The organism is Luteimicrobium sp. DT211 (assembly GCF_049844995.1).
In the GTDB taxonomy this organism is placed as follows: domain Bacteria; phylum Actinomycetota; class Actinomycetes; order Actinomycetales; family Cellulomonadaceae; genus Luteimicrobium.
On sequence record NZ_JBNCMC010000004.1, the window covers coordinates 503,283 to 518,696 of the forward strand.

At 75.5% G+C, this 15,414-nt stretch carries 15 protein-coding genes; 7 read left to right on the forward strand and 8 right to left on the reverse strand.

Annotated elements, in window-relative coordinates; genetic code table 11:
• Positions 1-211: 211 nt before the first annotated feature.
• Both ACLQ14_RS13235 and ACLQ14_RS13240 read right to left on the reverse strand, forming a co-directional pair.
• The gene (locus tag ACLQ14_RS13235) at positions 212-1,954 is read right to left on the reverse strand and encodes an ABC transporter ATP-binding protein (RefSeq protein ID WP_425813703.1); all 1,743 of its coding nucleotides are present in this window, start codon (positions 1,952-1,954) and stop codon (positions 212-214) included.
• Positions 1,951-3,747 carry an ABC transporter ATP-binding protein gene (locus ACLQ14_RS13240; protein WP_425813705.1) on the reverse strand — a complete coding sequence of 599 codons (1,797 nt, stop codon included), beginning with the start codon at positions 3,745-3,747 and terminating at the stop codon, positions 1,951-1,953. Before ACLQ14_RS13240 ends, ACLQ14_RS13235 begins: the two co-directional genes overlap by 4 nt.
• A gap of 106 nt (positions 3,748-3,853) precedes the next feature.
• Here ACLQ14_RS13240 and ACLQ14_RS13245 point away from each other — a divergent pair, with 106 nt between their 5' ends.
• On the forward strand, positions 3,854-4,261 hold the full coding sequence (locus ACLQ14_RS13245; protein ID WP_425813707.1) for a DUF3817 domain-containing protein: 408 nt from the start codon (positions 3,854-3,856) through the stop codon (positions 4,259-4,261).
• Between the two features lie 22 nt (positions 4,262-4,283).
• The gene (locus tag ACLQ14_RS13250; protein WP_425813709.1) at positions 4,284-5,441 is read left to right on the forward strand and encodes a ThiF family adenylyltransferase; all 1,158 of its coding nucleotides are present in this window, start codon (positions 4,284-4,286) and stop codon (positions 5,439-5,441) included.
• 24 nt (positions 5,442-5,465) lie between these two features.
• Here the strand turns inward: ACLQ14_RS13250 and ACLQ14_RS13255 are convergent, their stop codons facing one another.
• Genes ACLQ14_RS13255 through thiO form a run of 3 tightly spaced genes read right to left on the reverse strand, consistent with a single transcriptional unit; the run spans position 5,466 to position 7,847 of the window.
• Positions 5,466-6,278, reverse strand: a complete 813-nt coding sequence (locus tag ACLQ14_RS13255; protein WP_425813711.1) for a thiazole synthase — start codon at positions 6,276-6,278, stop codon at positions 5,466-5,468.
• Complete coding sequence (gene thiS / locus ACLQ14_RS13260; RefSeq protein ID WP_425813713.1) at positions 6,271-6,498, reverse strand: sulfur carrier protein ThiS; 228 nt, start codon at positions 6,496-6,498, stop codon at positions 6,271-6,273. Before thiS ends, ACLQ14_RS13255 begins: the two co-directional genes overlap by 8 nt.
• Positions 6,495-7,847 (reverse strand): glycine oxidase ThiO, encoded by a 1,353-nt coding sequence (gene thiO / locus ACLQ14_RS13265; protein WP_425813715.1) that lies wholly within the window; start codon positions 7,845-7,847, stop codon positions 6,495-6,497. The genes thiS and thiO overlap by 4 nt, the downstream gene beginning before the upstream one ends.
• Here thiO and thiE point away from each other — a divergent pair.
• The gene (gene thiE / locus ACLQ14_RS13270; RefSeq protein WP_425813717.1) at positions 7,846-8,508 is read left to right on the forward strand and encodes a thiamine phosphate synthase; all 663 of its coding nucleotides are present in this window, start codon (positions 7,846-7,848) and stop codon (positions 8,506-8,508) included. The genes thiO and thiE overlap by 2 nt on opposite strands.
• Positions 8,509-8,527: 19 nt before the next feature.
• On the opposite strand, the gene ACLQ14_RS13275 is transcribed toward thiE, so the two are convergent.
• Positions 8,528-9,349 carry a DUF1206 domain-containing protein gene (locus tag ACLQ14_RS13275; protein WP_425813719.1) on the reverse strand — a complete coding sequence of 274 codons (822 nt, stop codon included), beginning with the start codon at positions 9,347-9,349 and terminating at the stop codon, positions 8,528-8,530.
• Positions 9,350-9,390: 41 nt separating this feature from the next.
• Positions 9,391-9,666: a hypothetical protein gene (locus tag ACLQ14_RS13280; protein ID WP_425813721.1), complete on the reverse strand. Its 276-nt coding sequence runs from the start codon at positions 9,664-9,666 to the stop codon at positions 9,391-9,393.
• Between the two features lie 67 nt (positions 9,667-9,733).
• Here ACLQ14_RS13280 and guaA point away from each other — a divergent pair, with 67 nt between their 5' ends.
• Both guaA and ACLQ14_RS13290 read left to right on the forward strand, forming a co-directional pair.
• Positions 9,734-11,338 carry a glutamine-hydrolyzing GMP synthase gene (gene guaA / locus ACLQ14_RS13285; RefSeq protein ID WP_425813723.1) on the forward strand — a complete coding sequence of 535 codons (1,605 nt, stop codon included), beginning with the start codon at positions 9,734-9,736 and terminating at the stop codon, positions 11,336-11,338.
• A gap of 237 nt (positions 11,339-11,575) precedes the next feature.
• Positions 11,576-12,379, forward strand: a complete 804-nt coding sequence (locus ACLQ14_RS13290; RefSeq protein WP_425813725.1) for an HAD family hydrolase — start codon at positions 11,576-11,578, stop codon at positions 12,377-12,379.
• 148 nt (positions 12,380-12,527) lie between these two features.
• Here ACLQ14_RS13290 and ACLQ14_RS13295 read toward each other — a convergent pair whose 3' ends face one another.
• On the reverse strand, positions 12,528-13,463 hold the full coding sequence (locus tag ACLQ14_RS13295; RefSeq protein ID WP_425813979.1) for a glycoside hydrolase family 6 protein: 936 nt from the start codon (positions 13,461-13,463) through the stop codon (positions 12,528-12,530).
• Between the two features lie 71 nt (positions 13,464-13,534).
• Here ACLQ14_RS13295 and ACLQ14_RS13300 point away from each other — a divergent pair, with 71 nt between their 5' ends.
• Positions 13,535-14,884 carry a hypothetical protein gene (locus ACLQ14_RS13300; RefSeq protein WP_425813727.1) on the forward strand — a complete coding sequence of 450 codons (1,350 nt, stop codon included), beginning with the start codon at positions 13,535-13,537 and terminating at the stop codon, positions 14,882-14,884.
• A 4-nt stretch (positions 14,885-14,888) separates the two neighbouring features.
• Positions 14,889-15,377 carry a DUF6912 family protein gene (locus ACLQ14_RS13305; RefSeq protein ID WP_425813729.1) on the forward strand — a complete coding sequence of 163 codons (489 nt, stop codon included), beginning with the start codon at positions 14,889-14,891 and terminating at the stop codon, positions 15,375-15,377.
• Positions 15,378-15,414 lie beyond the last annotated feature (37 nt).

Consider the following 15,414-nt stretch of genomic DNA (forward strand, 5'->3'; position numbering starts at 1 on the left):
CGCGCTGGATGGCCTGGTAGACGCGGTGCTCGAACCCAGCCAGGGGTCGGGCACCGCGTCCGCGCGTTCCACGCCGAGCACCTCGAGGCCCGCGTCCCGGAGCGCGGACACCAGCTCGACGCGCGGGGCGACCCTGACGTGCCACGCGATCCCGACGGCGCCGCCGCGGCGCAGCAGCCGGACCCACCCCGGCAGGGCCTTGGTCAGGCGGTCACTCGTGCTGCCACGAGTGCCACAGCCGCGCGTAGTCCCCGCCGGCGGCCACGAGCTCGTCGTGCGGCCCGATCTCCGTGATCCGGCCGCCGTCGACGACGGCCACGCGGTCGGCGTCGTGCGCCGTGTGGAGCCGGTGCGCGATGGCGACGACGGTCCGCCCCTCGAGCACGCCGTTCAGGGAGCGCTCGAGGTGGCGGGCGGCGCGGGGGTCGAGCAGCGACGTGGCCTCGTCGAGCACGAGCGTGTGCGGGTCGAGGAGGACGAGCCGCGCGAGCGCGATCTGCTGGGCCTGCGCCGCGGTGAGCGCGTGCCCGCCCGAGCCGACCTCGGTCGCGAGCCCCTCGGGCAGCTCCTCGGCCCAGGACCGTGCGTCGACGGCCTCGAGCGCGTCGAGCAGCTGCTCGTCCGTCGCGGAGGTGTCGGCGAGCCGCAGGTTGTCGGCGACGGTCCCGACGAACACGTGGTGCTCCTGGGTGACGAGCGCGACGTGGCGGCGCAGGTCCTCCAGCGGCAGCTCGACGAGCGGCACGCCGCCGACCGTGACGGAGCCCCCGGTGGGCGGGTGGATGCCGGCGAGCATGCGCCCGAGCGTCGACTTGCCGGCGCCGGACGGCCCGACGATCGCGAGGCGCTCGCCCACGCGCAGGTCGAGGTCGACGTCGTGCAGGACGTCGTGCCCCTCGCGGTACGCGTACCGGACCTGGCTCCCGACGACGTGCTCGTCGCTCGGCACGGCGGTCCCGGCCTCACGGTCCTGGTCGACCAGGCGGACGCCGATCACGCGGGCGAGCGACACGCCGGCCACCTGGAGCTCGTCGAGCCAGAAGATCAGGTCGAACACCGGGCCGCCGAGCTGCATGCCGAACGCCATGACGCTGGTGACCGCGCCGATGGACGTGTGGCCCTGCGAGAGCAGCCAGCCGCCCCACACGAGGACCGCGACGGGCGCGAACGCGAACGCGGCGTCGACCGACGGGATGAGCACGGTGCGCAGGCGCAGCGTGTACCGCTCGGCCTCGAACGCCTCGCGCAGGTTCCGGTCGACGCGCCGGCGCATGCGCGCGCCGAGGTGGAGCGCGTCGGTGGTCCGGGCGCCCTCGACGGCCTCCGTGATGGTGCCGTTGACCGTCGCGTAGGCCGCGGACTCCCGCAGGTAGCCCGGCGTCGCGCGGTTCAGGTACCACCGTGTGGCCACGACGATCGCGGGCACGCCCACGAGCAGCGCCACGGACACGAGCGGCGCGATGATGAACGACGCCACGAGCGTGAGCACGATCGTCACGACGCACACCATGATCCGCGGCACGCCGAACCGGACGGCGTGCTGCAGCCGGTTCACGTCATTGGTGGTGCGCGCGACGAGGTCGCCCGTGCCGGCGCGCTCGACGGTCGACAGCGGCAGGCGCGTGACCGTGGTCATGAAGTCCTCGCGCAGCTCCGCGAAGACCTGCTCGCCGAGCACCATGGACGCCTGCTGGGCGAACCGGATGACGACGGCCTGCAGCAGCACGGCGCCGAGGAGCACGGCGACCATGCGGTCGACCGCGGCGTCGGTGGTGCCGCCCGTGACGTCGTTCACGATGCGGCCGAGCAGCCACGGCCCGACGAGCCCGGCGACGGCCGCGACCGTGTGCAGGACGACGACGCGGGTGAGCGCGCGCCCGTGCGCGCGCAGCAGCGCCACGGTCGCGCGACGGGTCTCGGGGCCGTCCGCGATGGGCAGGACGGTGGCGGTCATCGGGTTCCTCCGGTGGTCTGCAGCCGGGCGGGCTCGCCCGGGTCCTGCGGGTCGTCGTCGCCCATGCCGCGTCCGACGACGGCGCGGTAGCGGGCCGCGGCGGCGTCGGGACGGCCGAGGAGCTCGGCGTGGGTGCCGCGCGTGGTCACGAGCCCGTCCTCGAGGAGGGCGACCTCGTCGACGTGGTCGAGCACGAGCGGGCTCGCGGTCACGACGAGCGTGGTGCGGCCGCGGCGGACCTCGGCGACGCGCTCGGCGATGCGGGCCTCGGTGTGCGCGTCGACAGCGCTGGTCGGCTCGACGAGGACGAGGACCTCGGGGTCGGTGAGCAGGGCGCGTGCGAGCGCCACGCGCTGCCGCTGGCCGCCGGACAGCGAGCGCCCCTTCTCGGGCAGCTCGCCGGCCAGCCCGCCCGGCACCGAGTCGAGCACGTCCTGCGCGTCGGCGACCATCATCGCCGCGAGCAGGTCCTCCTCGTTGGCGCGGCCGCGGGCGTCCAGCTCCTCGCCGAGGATGCCGGAGAACAGGTGCGTGGTCGCCTCGGAGACGACGACCCGGTGGCGCAGCGCGTCCTTGTCGAGGTTGGCGAGCCGCACGCCGCCGAGGGTGACGGGCGTGTCGGCCTCGTCCTCGTCGTCGAACCGGCCGAGCCGGGTGGCGACCCGCGCGGCCGCGTCCGGGTCGGCGCTCACGAGCCCGACGACGCGGCCGGACTCGAGCCGCAGCCCGGTCGCCTCGTCGACGAGCTCGGCGCCCGGCGCGGGCGCCTCGGCGAGCGGCGCGTCGTCGTCGGCCTCGGTCGCGGACCGCGTGCTCAGCACGGCCTGCACCTTGCCCGCGGCGATGAGGCCGCGCGTCGTGATCTGGAGCATCTGGGTGGCGAGCTGGAGCGGCCACGACAGGAACGCGGCGTACGCGTAGAAGGTCACGAGCTCGCCGGGCGTGATGTCCCCGGCCACGGCGGCGTGCGCGCCCAACCACAGCACGAGCGCGACGAGCAGGCCCGGGAGCAGGACCTGGAGCCCGTCGAAGAGGGACTGCACCGTCGCGACGCGCACGCCCTCGACGCGCACCTTCTGCGACTGCTCGGCGTACCGGCCGGTGAAGACCTCCTCGCCGCCGATGCCGCGCAGGATGCGCAGCCCGGAGACGGTGTCGGCGCCGAGGGCGGTGAGGTGTCCCTGGGCCTCGCGCTGCGTCGTCTGGCGCGACTGCAGCGGCTTGACGAGGAGCGCCATGATGCCGGCGACCACGGGCAGCCCCACGACGACGATGAGCCCGAGCTTCAGCGACTGGGTGCACATGACGACGGCGACGGTGACGTAGGCGAGCACGCCGCCGACGAACCGCCCGGTCATGGCGAACACGTCGCCGATGCGCAGGGCGTCGTTCGCGACCGCCGAGACGACCTCGCCCGTCGGGAGCTTCTTGGTGATGCGGTGGCCCGTCCGCGACGCCTTGTACCCGACCATCTGCGAGAAGGAGAACGAGGCGCGCAGCCAGTTCTGCACGTCGAACCGGTGGCTGAACGCGCCCGCGACCACCATGACGGCGCCGTTGACCAGCATGATCGCGCACCAGCGCAGGAGGGCCGAGCCGAACCCGTGGGTCAGGCCGTCGTCGATCGCACGCCCGAGGAAGAGCGGCGTCAGGGCCTGGGACACCATGGTCGCGGTGCCCGCGACGAGAGATCCGAGCAGGATCCAGCGCTGCCGCCACGCCTGCCACCACAGGGCGCGCGCAGGCGATCCGAGCGGGGGTGTGCCCGGGTCAGGAAGAGGGAGGGTTCGCACCTCGTAACATTAGGTCGGTCCTCCCACACGAGGCCCATGGTTTTTCCCACAGCGCACGTTCAGCCGCGCACCCCGTGCGTGACGCGAAGCCCGAGGCAGGCACCGCATGACGACCCCCGCGACCCCCGTCGGCAAGAACGCCACCGACCCGTCGGCCGACGCAGCCCGCACCGCGATCCGCAAGGCTCGCGGCGCGCTCGCGCGGTACCGCGTGATGGCGATCGTCACCGGCGTCATGCTGCTGCTGCTGTGCGCGGAGCTGATCCTGCGGTACGTCGTCCACGTGTCGTGGATCGACGCGATCAAGTGGATCCCGTTCGCGCACGGCTGGATCTACGTGATCTACCTGGTGACCGTCGTCGACCTGTGGTCCAAGATGAGGTGGACGTTCGGGCGGCTCGTCGCCCAGGTCCTCGCGGGCGTGGTCCCCGTCATGAGCTTCATCGTGGAGAAGAACGTGCACCGCGACGCCGAGGCCAAGCTGAAGCTGCTCGCGGACCAGTACGGCGTCTGACGGCCGACCCGGAGGGGGAGCGGTGGCACCCGAGACCGACCTGAGCCAGGACGAGGTAGCCCGCTACGCCCGTCAGCTCGCCCTGCCCGGGGTGGGTCTCGCAGGGCAGCAGCGGCTTCGCGACGCCCGCGTGCTCGTCGTCGGCGCCGGCGGGCTCGGCAGCCCCGTCCTGCTCTACCTCGCCGCCGCCGGCGTCGGGACGCTCGGGATCGTCGACGACGACGTCGTCGACACCTCCAACCTCCACCGCCAGGTGATCCACGGCGACGCGCAGGTGGGCAGGCCCAAGGTCGGGTCCGCCCGCGACGCCGTCGCGCGCGTCAACCCGCACGTGCGCGTCGAGGAGCACGGCGTCCGCCTCGACGCGTCGAACGCCGTCGACCTGCTCGCCCGGTACGACGTCGTGGTCGACGGGACCGACTCGTTCGACGCCCGCTACCTCGTCTCCGACGCCGCGGAGGTCGTTGGGGTGCCCGTCGTCTGGGGCGCCATCCACCAGTACTCCGGCCAGGTCGCGGTGTTCGCCGCGCGCGGGCTCGGCGACGCGCCGGGCGTGACCTACCGCGACGTGTTCCCCGAGCCCCCGCCGCCCGGCACCGTGCCCGACTGCGCGACCGCCGGGGTGTTCGGCGTCGTCTGCGGGACCGTCGGCACCGCCATGGCGACCGAGGTGGTCAAGCTCGTGACCGGCGTCGGGCGGACGCTGCTCGGCCGGCTCGCCGTCTACGACGCGCTCGACGGCGAGTGGCGCTACCTCACCGTCCGCGCCGACCCCGCCCGCACGCCGGTCACCTCGCTCGCCGAGCGCGAGCCCGTCGCGTGCGCCGTCCCGGCGTCCGCCGTCCCCCGCGACCGGATGGATGTCGCCGAGCTCACCGACCGCCTCGGCCGCGGCGACGTCGTCGTGGTCGACGTGCGCGAGGACTGGGAGCTCGTCGCGGAGCCGTTCGACCCGGGGCCGGGCGCGGACGTGCGGCACCTCCCGTTCGGCCGGGTCTCCGCCGGCGACGCCGACGCGGCGCTCGCGGACCTGCCCCGCGACGGTGTCGTCGCGGTGCTCTGCAAGGCGGGGCCGCGTGCCGAGCGTGTCGCCGAGGTCGCCCGGGCCGCGGGCGTCGACGCACGCGTCGTCGACGGCGGCATGCTCGCCTGGCGCGCCCGCACGGTCCCCGCGAGGTAGGCGGGCGGCCCGTCTACCTCGCGGTCAGAGGGCGAGGTCCAGGTTGCCCGCGCGCACGACGCCGTCCACGGGAGACGACGCGAGCGCCTGCTCCCGGCGGGGGACGCGGCCGGCCTGGGCGGCGTCGTGCCCGGCCTGGACGGCGAGGCGCATGGCGCGGGCCATCCGGACGGGGTCGGTGGCGCGGGTGACGGCGGTCGCGAGCAGCACGCCGTCGCACCCGAGCTCCATCGCGAGCGCCGCGTCGGACGCCGTCCCGACGCCCGCGTCCAGGATCACCGGCACCCCGGCGCGTGCGGCGATCGCCTCGATGTTGCGCGGGTTCGCGACGCCGAGACCGGAGCCGATGGGAGAGCCCAGGGGCATGACCGCCGCGCAGCCCACGTCCTCGAGCCGCCGGGCGAGCACCGGGTCGTCGTTCGTGTAGGGCAGGACCACGAACCCCTCGCGCACGAGCGTCTCCGCGGCCTCGACCAGGCCGAGGGGGTCGGGGAGGAGGGTGACGTCGTCGGCGATCACCTCGAGCTTGACCCAGTCGGTGCCGCACGCCTCGCGCCCGAGCCGCGCGGTCAGGACGGCGTCGCGCACGGTGAAGCAGCCGGCGGTGTTGGGCAGGGCGCGGATGCCGAGGCGCTCGAGGAGCGCCCAGACGCCGTGGTCTCCGGCCCGCTGCGAGCCCGTGGCCCGGGGCGCGAACCGCCGCAGCGCGACCGTCGTGAGCTCGGTGCCCGACGCGACGAGCGCGTCCTCGAGCGCGAGCAGGCTCGACGCGCCGCCCGTCCCCATGACGAGCCGCGACCGCAGCGGCGTCCCGGCGATCGTCAGCGCGTCAGCCACCCTGCACCGCCCCGACGATCTCGACCCGCGCGCCGGGCCGGACCGTCGTGCTCTCCCAGGTGCTCCGCGGCACGACGGCGTCGTCGACGGCGACCGCGATCCCGCGGGCCGTGCGTTCGGCCGCGAACGCGGGGACGAGGCGGGCCACGAGGTCGGCGACGGGCAACGGGGCGTCGAGCGCGTACGGCTCGCCGTTGACGAGCGTGGGGCTGGCGGTCATGCGGTCCTCCGGTGGTCGGTGGCGACGAGGCGGTCCGGGTCCATGGCCCGGAGCGCGCGGCCGAGGTCGTGGTCGGGCGTGTTCGCGGTCGAGCCGAGCGCGTGCGCGAGCGCGACACCGGTGAGGGGCGCGAGCAGCACGCCGCCTCGCCCGTGCCCGGTGGCGAGCCACAGCCCCGGCACGCCGGACGGCCCGACGAGCGGGCGCCCGTCCGGCGTCGTCGGACGCGCGCGCTGCGTGACGTCGACGAGCGCGGTCTCGTCGAGGCCCGGGACGAGGGCGCGGGCGTCGCGCAGGAGGGCGAAGGTCCCGCCCGCGCGGGGACGGCGCCCGTCCCCGGTCTCCTCGGACGTCGCCCCGACGACGACCTCGCGCGTGCCGTCCGGCTCCGGTGCCCGCGGCACCACGTACACCGGCCGGCCCTGCACCTGGCCCCGGAGCGTCCGGCCGAGCGGCAGGTCGGGCCCGGCGGCCAGGCGCAGCGTCTGCCCGACGACGTCGCGCACGGGCACCCGCGGCGCGCCCGCGTCGGCGGCGAGGGCGCGCGAGGGGGTGCCGGCCGCGAGCACGACGAGGCCCGCGCGGTGGCGGTGGCCGGCGTCGTCGACCGCGCCCACGACGGCGCCCCGCTCGCGCAGGAGCCGGACCGCCGCACGCCGGACGCGGCGCACACCCGCTGCGTCGAGGGCCGTCGCGAGCGCCTGGTGGGTGGCGCGTGGGTCGGCGCGGTGGTCGTCGGGGGCGAGCGCCGCCCCTCCGAGCGAGCCGAGAGCGGGCTCGTCGCGGCGCGCGTCGGCGACGGTGAGCGGCGACGACCGCAGCCCGGCGCGCGCGTGCTGGTGGAGGCGCCGGCGCAGGTCGGCGGCGTCCCCGGCGTCGTACGCCAGCAGGAGCGTCCCGGCCGGCTCGAAGCCCGGGTCCGTGCCCGACGCCGCGCGCAGGTCCGCCGCGAAGCCCGGCCACAGCGCGGCGCCGGCGAGGTGCAGGGCGGTGGCGGCGTCGTCGTCGGGCTCGGCCTCGCCCACGGGAGCGAGCATGCCCGCCGCGGCGTGCGTGGCGCCGTCGCCGGGGGAGGGGTCGAGCACCGCGACGCGCGCCCCGGCGCGCACGGCCGCCCACGCGCACGCGAGGCCGACGATCCCGCCGCCGACGACGAGCACGTCGACGGCGCGCACGGCAGGGGTGGTCACGGGGAGGCTCCCTTCGCTGGCATGACCCAGATCAGGTTCGACGGTCGACGCCTTCGCCGGCGTCCTCTCAGCCCCGGCCCCGGACGGCCCGTCGGAAGGTTCCGACGACCGGGCGGGAGGGGGCTCCCGTGCAGGCGTCACACTACACTCGCGCCGCATGGCCGCACCGTTGTCCCAGCCCGCGCGTCAGGCGATCGCCGACGCCCGCCTCTACCTGTGCACGGACGCGCGCCCCGGCGGCCGGGACGTCGCCGAGCTCGAAGGCTTCCTCGACGCCGCGCTGCGCGGGGGCGTGGACGTCGTCCAGCTCCGCGACCGGTCGCTCGAGACTCGCGAAGAGCTCGCGCTGTGCGAGCTCGTCGCGGACGTCGCGGCCCGGCACGGCGCGCTCTGGGCCGTCAACGACCGCGCCGACGTCGCGCAGCTCACCGGCGCGCCCGTCCTGCACACCGGCCAGGACGACCTGCCGGTGCGCACTGCCCGCTCGCTGGTCGGGCCCGACGTCGTGCTCGGCCGTTCCACGCACGACGAGGCCCAGGCCGCGGCCGCGGACGCCGACCCTGACGTGGACTACTTCTGCGTCGGGCCCGTGTGGGCGACGCCCACGAAGCCGGGTCGGCCCGGGGTCGGGCTCGACCTCGTGCGGCGGGTCGCCGCGACCCGGCCTGTCACGCCGTGGTTCGCGATCGGTGGCATCGACCTCGACACGGTCGCCGAGGTCGTGGGCGCCGGCGCGACGCGCGTCGTCGTGGTGCGCGCGATCACGGGCGCGGACGACCCGGAGGCCGCCGCCCGCACGCTGCGCGCGGTCCTGCCCTGACCGGGGTCGGGCGGTTCGGTCAGAGCCGCGCGTACCGCGCGCGTGCGAAGAAGTAGCAGCCGTACGCGACGAGGCCGGCCGCGACCACGACGAGGAGCACGACGCCGAACGGCAGGCCGGCGAGGGACTTGAGGGCGCCGTCCAGCCCCGCCGACTTCTGCGGGTCCGACGTGAGCGCGGCGACGCCGGTGAGCACGGCGACGACCGCGAGTGCGACGCCCTTGGCGACGTAGCCGACGGTCGCGAGCGCCTCGACCGCTCGGCCCGCGAGCCCGGCCGGCACGCTGATGTCCTTGCGGTACCCGTGCGTGGCGCCCTTCATGACGAAGTACACCGCGACGCCGAGGACCACGAGCGCGACGACCACGAGCAGGGCCTTTCCACCGGGCGCATCGAGGAGTCGCGCGCTCCAGGCACGGGTCTTGCCCGCGCTGCTCGACGAGCCGCTTCGCGCGACGCCGACGCCGGTGAGGCCGACGGCGAGGTACGCGATCCCGGTCGACGCGTACTTCCCCCGGTGGTACCAGGCGCTCTTGCCGGTGCCTCGCACGAGGGCGGCGGACAGGAGCAGGAACAGGCTGAGCGCCCACAGCGCGAGGACGACGACCCACAGCAGCACCGGGCCGCCCGGCTCGGACCGCAGCGCGGCCAGCGCGCCGCTCTGGTCGGCGGATCCCCCACCGCCGAACGCCACCCCGAGGGCGACCACTCCCAGCAGGATGTGCACGACCCCTGCGGCGACGAAGCCCGCCCGCGCTCCGGCGTGCATCGCGGCGCCGCCCCGGATCGAACGGGCCGTGTCTCGGCTGGAGCGCGTCAGGGACGCCGCGGTGGGGGGCACGGGGTCACCCTAGTGGCGGGACGCGGGTGCGGGTCGAGCCGTTACCGGCGGTAGCGGTAGGCGTCGACGACCCTCCAGGTGGCCTCGGCCTCCCCGAGCACGGCCAGGACGAGGAGCGCGTACGTCCAGGGCGACTGGAACGTCCCGTCCACGGTGAGGAAGATCCAGCACGCGACGACGATCTGGTAGAGCGCCAGGCGCCGCCAGGCCTGGCTGGGCGTGACCAGGCGCCCCAGCAGGCGCCTCGACCAGCGCGGCCGATCCTGCTCGGGACCCGCGGGAAGCTCATGGTGGATGCTCGCGTCGTTGCCAGACATGCCGGCATCTTGCCATGGCGCAAGCGGTCGTCGCGGCCGGACGCTCAGGCCCGACTATCCTGGGGCGGTGACGACCACCGCCACCGACATCCCCGGTCCCGTGACCCCCCGCCCCGTCCTCGTCGTGGACTTCGGCGCCCAGTACGCGCAGCTCATCGCGCGCCGCGTGCGCGAGGCGAAGGTGTACTCCGAGATCGTGCCGCACACCTGGTCCGTCGAGCAGATGCTCGCGAAGGACCCGGCGGCCATCATCCTGTCGGGCGGGCCGTCGTCCGTCTACGCGGAGGGCGCGCCGTTCGTCGACCCGGCCCTGTTCGAGGCCGGCGTCCCCGTCATGGGCATCTGCTACGGCTTCCAGGCCATGGCGCGCGCCCTCGGCGGCGAGGTCGCCCAGACCGGTCTGCGCGAGTACGGCGGCACCGAGGTCGAGGTCTGCGAGGCCGGCGTCCTGCTCTCGGGAACCCCCGACCACCAGACGACGTGGATGAGCCACGGCGACGCCGTCCACCGCGCGCCCGACGGCTTCGAGGTGCTCGCCACCTCCTCCGGGTCCCCGGTCGCCGCGTTCGAGGACGCCGGCCGGCGACTCTTCGGCGTCCAGTGGCACCCCGAGGTCAAGCACTCCGCGCACGGCCAGACCGTCCTCGAGCACTTCCTGTACGACGGCGCGGGCCTGGCCCCCGACTGGACGCCCGGCAACGTCATCGCCGACCAGGTCGCGGCGATCCGCGCCCAGGTCGGGGACGCGCGGGTCATCTGCGGGCTGTCCGGCGGCGTCGACTCGTCCGTCGCCGCGGCGCTCGTCCAGAAGGCCGTCGGGGACCAGCTGACCTGCGTGTTCGTCGACCACGGGCTGCTTCGGGAGGGCGAGGTCGAGCAGGTCGAGCGCGACTTCGTCGACGCGACCGGCGTGACGCTCGTCATCCGCGACGAGAAGCAGCGCTTCCTCACCGCGCTCGCCGGGCACACCGACCCCGAGACCAAGCGCAAGATCATCGGCCGCGAGTTCATCCGCGCGTTCGAGGACGCGGCCCGGGAGATCGTCGAAGCGGCAGAGCGAGACGGCGGCGACGGCAGCACCGTGAAGTTCCTCGTCCAGGGCACGCTGTACCCCGACGTCGTCGAGTCCGGCGGCGGCGAGGGCGCCGCCAACATCAAGTCGCACCACAACGTCGGCGGCCTGCCCGACGACCTCCAGTTCGAGCTCGTCGAACCCCTCCGGACGCTCTTCAAGGACGAGGTCCGCGCCGTCGGGCTCGAGCTCGGCGTCCCCGAGGTCATCGTCTGGCGCCAGCCGTTCCCCGGCCCCGGCCTCGGCATCCGGATCATCGGCGAGGTCACCGCGGACCGTCTCGACACCCTCCGCGCCGCCGACGCCATCGCCCGCGAGGAGCTCACCAAGGCCGGCCTCGACCGCGAGATCTGGCAGTGCCCCGTCGTGCTCCTCGCCGACGTCCGCTCCGTCGGAGTCCAGGGCGACGGCCGCACCTACGGGCACCCCGTCGTCCTGCGGCCCGTGTCGTCCGAGGACGCCATGACCGCCGACTGGACGCGCCTGCCGTACGACGTGCTCGCCACCATCTCCACCCGCATCACCAACGAGGTCGCCGACGTCAACCGCGTCACCCTCGACGTCACCAGCAAGCCGCCGGCGACGATCGAGTGGGAGTAGAGGGTAGTCGGTGCCGGTGGGTCGGGGCGTGGGGTCCGGGGTGGGTGCGCCGGTCTTCCATCCGCCTCCGCTCGTTCCTCGCTCCGGCTCCCGCCAGGCCCGCCACGACCGGCGCACCCACCGCGGACCCCACGGCGCAACACCGTCACGTCCACAGGTCCGCGGTTCGGCACACAACGCCCGCGGGGTTCCGCCGTGCGCGGTGCCTCGCCTCGGTCGGGATCGCGACGGGCTGATGTGCTGACCGCGCCTCGGGTCGTCGCGACCGATCTCGACGGGACGTTGCTCGGGCCGGACGGGGCCGTGTCGCCGCGGACCGCCGACGCGCTTTCTGCCGCCGCCGAGGCGGGGATCGACGTCGTGTTCGTGACCGCCCGGCCCATCCGGTGGCTCGACGACGTGGCTGACCACGTGGCCGGGCACGGGATCGCGATCTGCTCCAACGGGGCCGCCGTCGTCGAGGTGGCGACCCGTGCGGTGCGCGAGGAGCACGGCATGGGCCCTGCTCTCGTGGCGGAGCTCGCCGGCCTGGCGCGCGAGGCGCTCGGCGGTCTGTCGGACACGCAGCTCGCCGTCGAGCACAGCGGCGGAATCACGCTCGAGCGGCACTACGAGTCGATCCATCCGATCCCGGCCGGGACTCCGTTCGTCGACCGGCTCGAGGAGCGCCTCCCGGAGTCGACGCTCAAGCTGCTGGTCCGGTCCGGGCGGCCGCGGGCCGACCTGCACGCTGTGCTGGCCGACGCGTTCGGACGCCTCGCCGTCGTGGCGGACTCGGGCGCCGCCGACCTGGGGGAGGTGTCCCGGCCCGACGTGAGCAAGGCGTCGACGTTGGCGCGGTGGCTCGCGTCGCGCGGCGTCTGGGCGTTCGGCGACGCTCCCAACGACCTGCCGATGCTCGGCTGGGCGGGCCGCTCGTTCGCCGTCGCCAACGCACGGGAGCAGGTGCGGGCCGTCGTCGACGAGGTGTGCCCGTCCAACGCGGACGACGGCGTCGCCCAGGTGATCGAGCGGGCCGTCGCCCTGGTCGCGGCGTCCTGAGCGAGCCCGCACCGGTCCGCCCGGGCTCGGCCCCGCCGTGCGCGTCGAGCACGGGCTCTGCGCCCGGCGAGAACGGGCTCCGTGTCCGTCCGGGCATCCGGACGGACGCGGAGCCCGTTCTCGGCGAGGAGGTGGCGGGCGGGGGAGGTCAGCGGGTGGAGCAGACCTTCCCGTCGAGGCGGAACAGCATCGGCTGGTCGCCCGGCGCCTTCGGGGCCGTTCCCGCGAGGGCGAACGACGTCGTCGTGCCCGGGCGGAGCGCGACCGTGTGCAGCAGCGGGGAGGCGGTCACGTCGTCGCTGGCCTGGTGCACGCGCGCGCCGAGGGGCAGCACGACCCGCTGCCCGTCGGTGTAGGACCAGGTGAGGTTCCAGTCGCGCTCCGCCGACGTGCCGGTGTTCCTGACGGACACGGTCCCCGCCCAGGTGCGTGCCGTGACCTTCGTCGCCCGGTAGGTCACCTGACACGTCGGCGCCGCGAAGGCGGGCGACGCGAGCGAGACGAGCTCGCGGGCCTGCTGCGGGAACCAGGCTCCGGCGGCGGGGTCGGCGTTCCCGCCCCGGGCAGGGTCGGTGGACCGGCCAGCTGCGTCGGTGTCGCCCGTGCCGCGGTCGCACTGACCGTCCGACTCGCCCGGCACCTTGATCCACAGGTACGCGTCGACGAGCGCGACGCCGGTGCTGAGCGTCGGACGCGCCCCGGCGGCCCGGTCCGGCGGGTTGCACCACACCTGGGGGTCGGGCCAGCCGTTCCCCGCGGGCGCGGTCCACGGCCCGGCGCCGTTCCGGCTGGTGTCGATCACGAAGTGCGCCTGCGCGGCCGGGTCGGGGGAGAGGCCCGTCGAGGTGAAGTCGTCGGCGTACTTCTGGTCGGTGAGCGCCCAGGTCGAGAAGTCGCTGGGCGTCGCCGGGTAGTACTGGCTCCCGCAGTAGCTCGGCTGGTACCAGGTCGAGTGCGTCGAGAGGTAGATGCAGTCGCTGATCCACGTGCCGTACTTGACCAGGTGGTCCGTGGCCTCGTAGTTCGACGCGTTGAGGAAGAACCCGTGGGCGGGCAGACCACGGTCCAGGTGCTCGTGAAGCAGGACGACCTGCCGGCGGTCCTCGCGGCGCTCGCCGCCGACGGCACGGTGACCGTCGTACCCGGCGGTGGCAAGTGAGCGCGCCCGGCGACACGACGCCCGTTCCGGTCCTCTGCGCGGTCCGCGGGCCCGCCGAGGCCCGGGTCGCGACGACGCTCGCCGCTGACCCCGGCACCGTCGTCGTGCGGCGCTGCGCCGACGTGGCCGAGCTGCTCGCCGCGTCCGCGGCCGGGCTCGGCGCCGTGGCCGTCGTGTCCGGCGACCTCACCGGGCTCGACCGGGCCGCGGTCGCCGCGCTCCACGAGGCGGCTGTGCGCGTCGTCGTCCTGCACGACGACGTCGCGTACGAGGAGCAGCGCGTGCGAGCGCTCGGGCCGGACCGCGTCCTCGCGCTCCGTGCGGCGCTCGACGACGATGCGACCCTCGCGGCGACCGTCCGGGACGCGCTGCGCGACCCCGCCCGGCCCGACACGGGGGCACTCCCGCAGCTCGAGGACGCGCCGCTCGTGCGGCGGTCCGGCAGCGTCGTCGTCGTCTGGGGTCCGACGGGCGCGCCCGGGCGCTCGACGGTCGCCGTGAACCTCGCCGCCGAGCTCGCGGGCGCGGGACGACGGGCGGGGCGTCGCCGGGTGCCGGTCGACGCCGGGGTCGAGGTCCTGCTCGCCGACGCCGACACCTACGGCGGCGTGGTCGCCCAGCTCCTCGGGATGCTCGACGAGTCCGTCGGGCTCGCCGCCGCGTCCCGCGCCGCCGCCCAGGGTGTGCTCGACGCCGTCGCCCTGGCGCGGCTCAGCCCCTACGTCCTCGCTCGGCTGCGCGTGCTCACCGGCATCACCCGTCCGGCGCGCTGGGTCGAGCTGCCGGGGTCGTCGCTCGACGTCGTGTGGGAGCGGGCACGCGAGGTCGCCGACGTGACGGTCGTCGACTGCGGGTTCTCGCTCGAGCACGACGAGCTGCTGACCTACGACACCCGGGCGCCCCAGCGCAACGCCGCCACCCTGTCCGCCCTCGGCGCGGCCGACGTCGTGGTCGTGGTCGGCGGCGCCGACCCCGTCGGGATCCAGCGCCTCGTGCGCGCGCTCGGGGACCTCGACGACGCCGGCGTGCTCGCGCCGCGCGTCGTCGTCGCGAACCGGGTCCGCGGACGCGCGGCGGGCGCCCGGCCCGCGCAGGCCGTCGGCGACGTGCTGGCCCGGTACGCGGGCGTCGACTCGCCCGTCCTGCTGCCCGACGACCCTGCCGCGTGCGACCGGGCCGTCCTCGAGGGCCGGGTGATCGCCGAGTGCGCGCCGTCGTCCGCCGTGCGGTCGGCGCTCACGGCGCTCGCGGGCACGGTCCGCACGCTCCTGCCGGTCCGGGACGCCGGCGACGGTGCCGTCGTCGGCGGGCCGGTACGACGCGAGGCGCTCGAACGGGCACACTGAGGCCATGCGCCTGTACGTGCCCGCGACCCGCGACGACCTCGACTCCGTCACCACGACCTCGACGCGGGCCACCTGGCCGATCGACCCGCGCGTCGCGCACGCCGTCACGCCCGCGCTGCGCGCCGAGCTGCCGGACGAGGACGACGAAGGCGTCGAGTACGCCGCCTGGCTGGCCGCCGCCGACGACTCGCTCGGGCTGGTCCTCCAGGGCGCCTCGTCGCCGCTCCGCGTCGTCGTGACCGTCGAGGTGCCCGACCGTGTCGTCGGGGACGCCCCCGTCACCGGCGACGACGTCTCGCCCAGCACCGTCCAGGTCACCGAGGACGTGGACGCGCAGGTGGTGTGCGTGCACGTCGACGAGACCGACGCCGGCCCCGACGTACTGCGCGTCGGTCAGGTCGCCGAGGCCGAGCTCGACGCGGCGCTGCAGGCCGTCGTCGACCGGGACCTGCTCTGGTACGACTGGACCGAGCTCGGCGACGCCCCGCGCTGACCGCGAGGTATACGGGCGGCCGTACTACGTCGCGGGG

Bases quoted from the DNA above. Each gene is read 5' to 3' on its own strand.
- ACLQ14_RS13235 (WP_425813703.1), bottom strand. From the start codon at position 1,954: ATGACCGCCACCGTCCTGCCCATCGCGGACGGCCCCGAGACCCGTCGC.
- ACLQ14_RS13245 (WP_425813707.1), top strand. From the start codon at position 3,854: ATGACGACCCCCGCGACCCCCGTCGGCAAGAACGCCACCGACCCGTCG.
- thiS (WP_425813713.1), bottom strand. From the start codon at position 6,498: ATGACCGCCAGCCCCACGCTCGTCAACGGCGAGCCGTACGCGCTCGAC.
- thiE (WP_425813717.1), top strand. From the start codon at position 7,846: ATGGCCGCACCGTTGTCCCAGCCCGCGCGTCAGGCGATCGCCGACGCC.
- thiO (WP_425813715.1), bottom strand. From the start codon at position 7,847: ATGCGGCGCGAGTGTAGTGTGACGCCTGCACGGGAGCCCCCTCCCGCC.
- ACLQ14_RS13280 (WP_425813721.1), bottom strand. From the start codon at position 9,666: ATGTCTGGCAACGACGCGAGCATCCACCATGAGCTTCCCGCGGGTCCC.
- ACLQ14_RS13305 (WP_425813729.1), top strand. From the start codon at position 14,889: ATGCGCCTGTACGTGCCCGCGACCCGCGACGACCTCGACTCCGTCACC.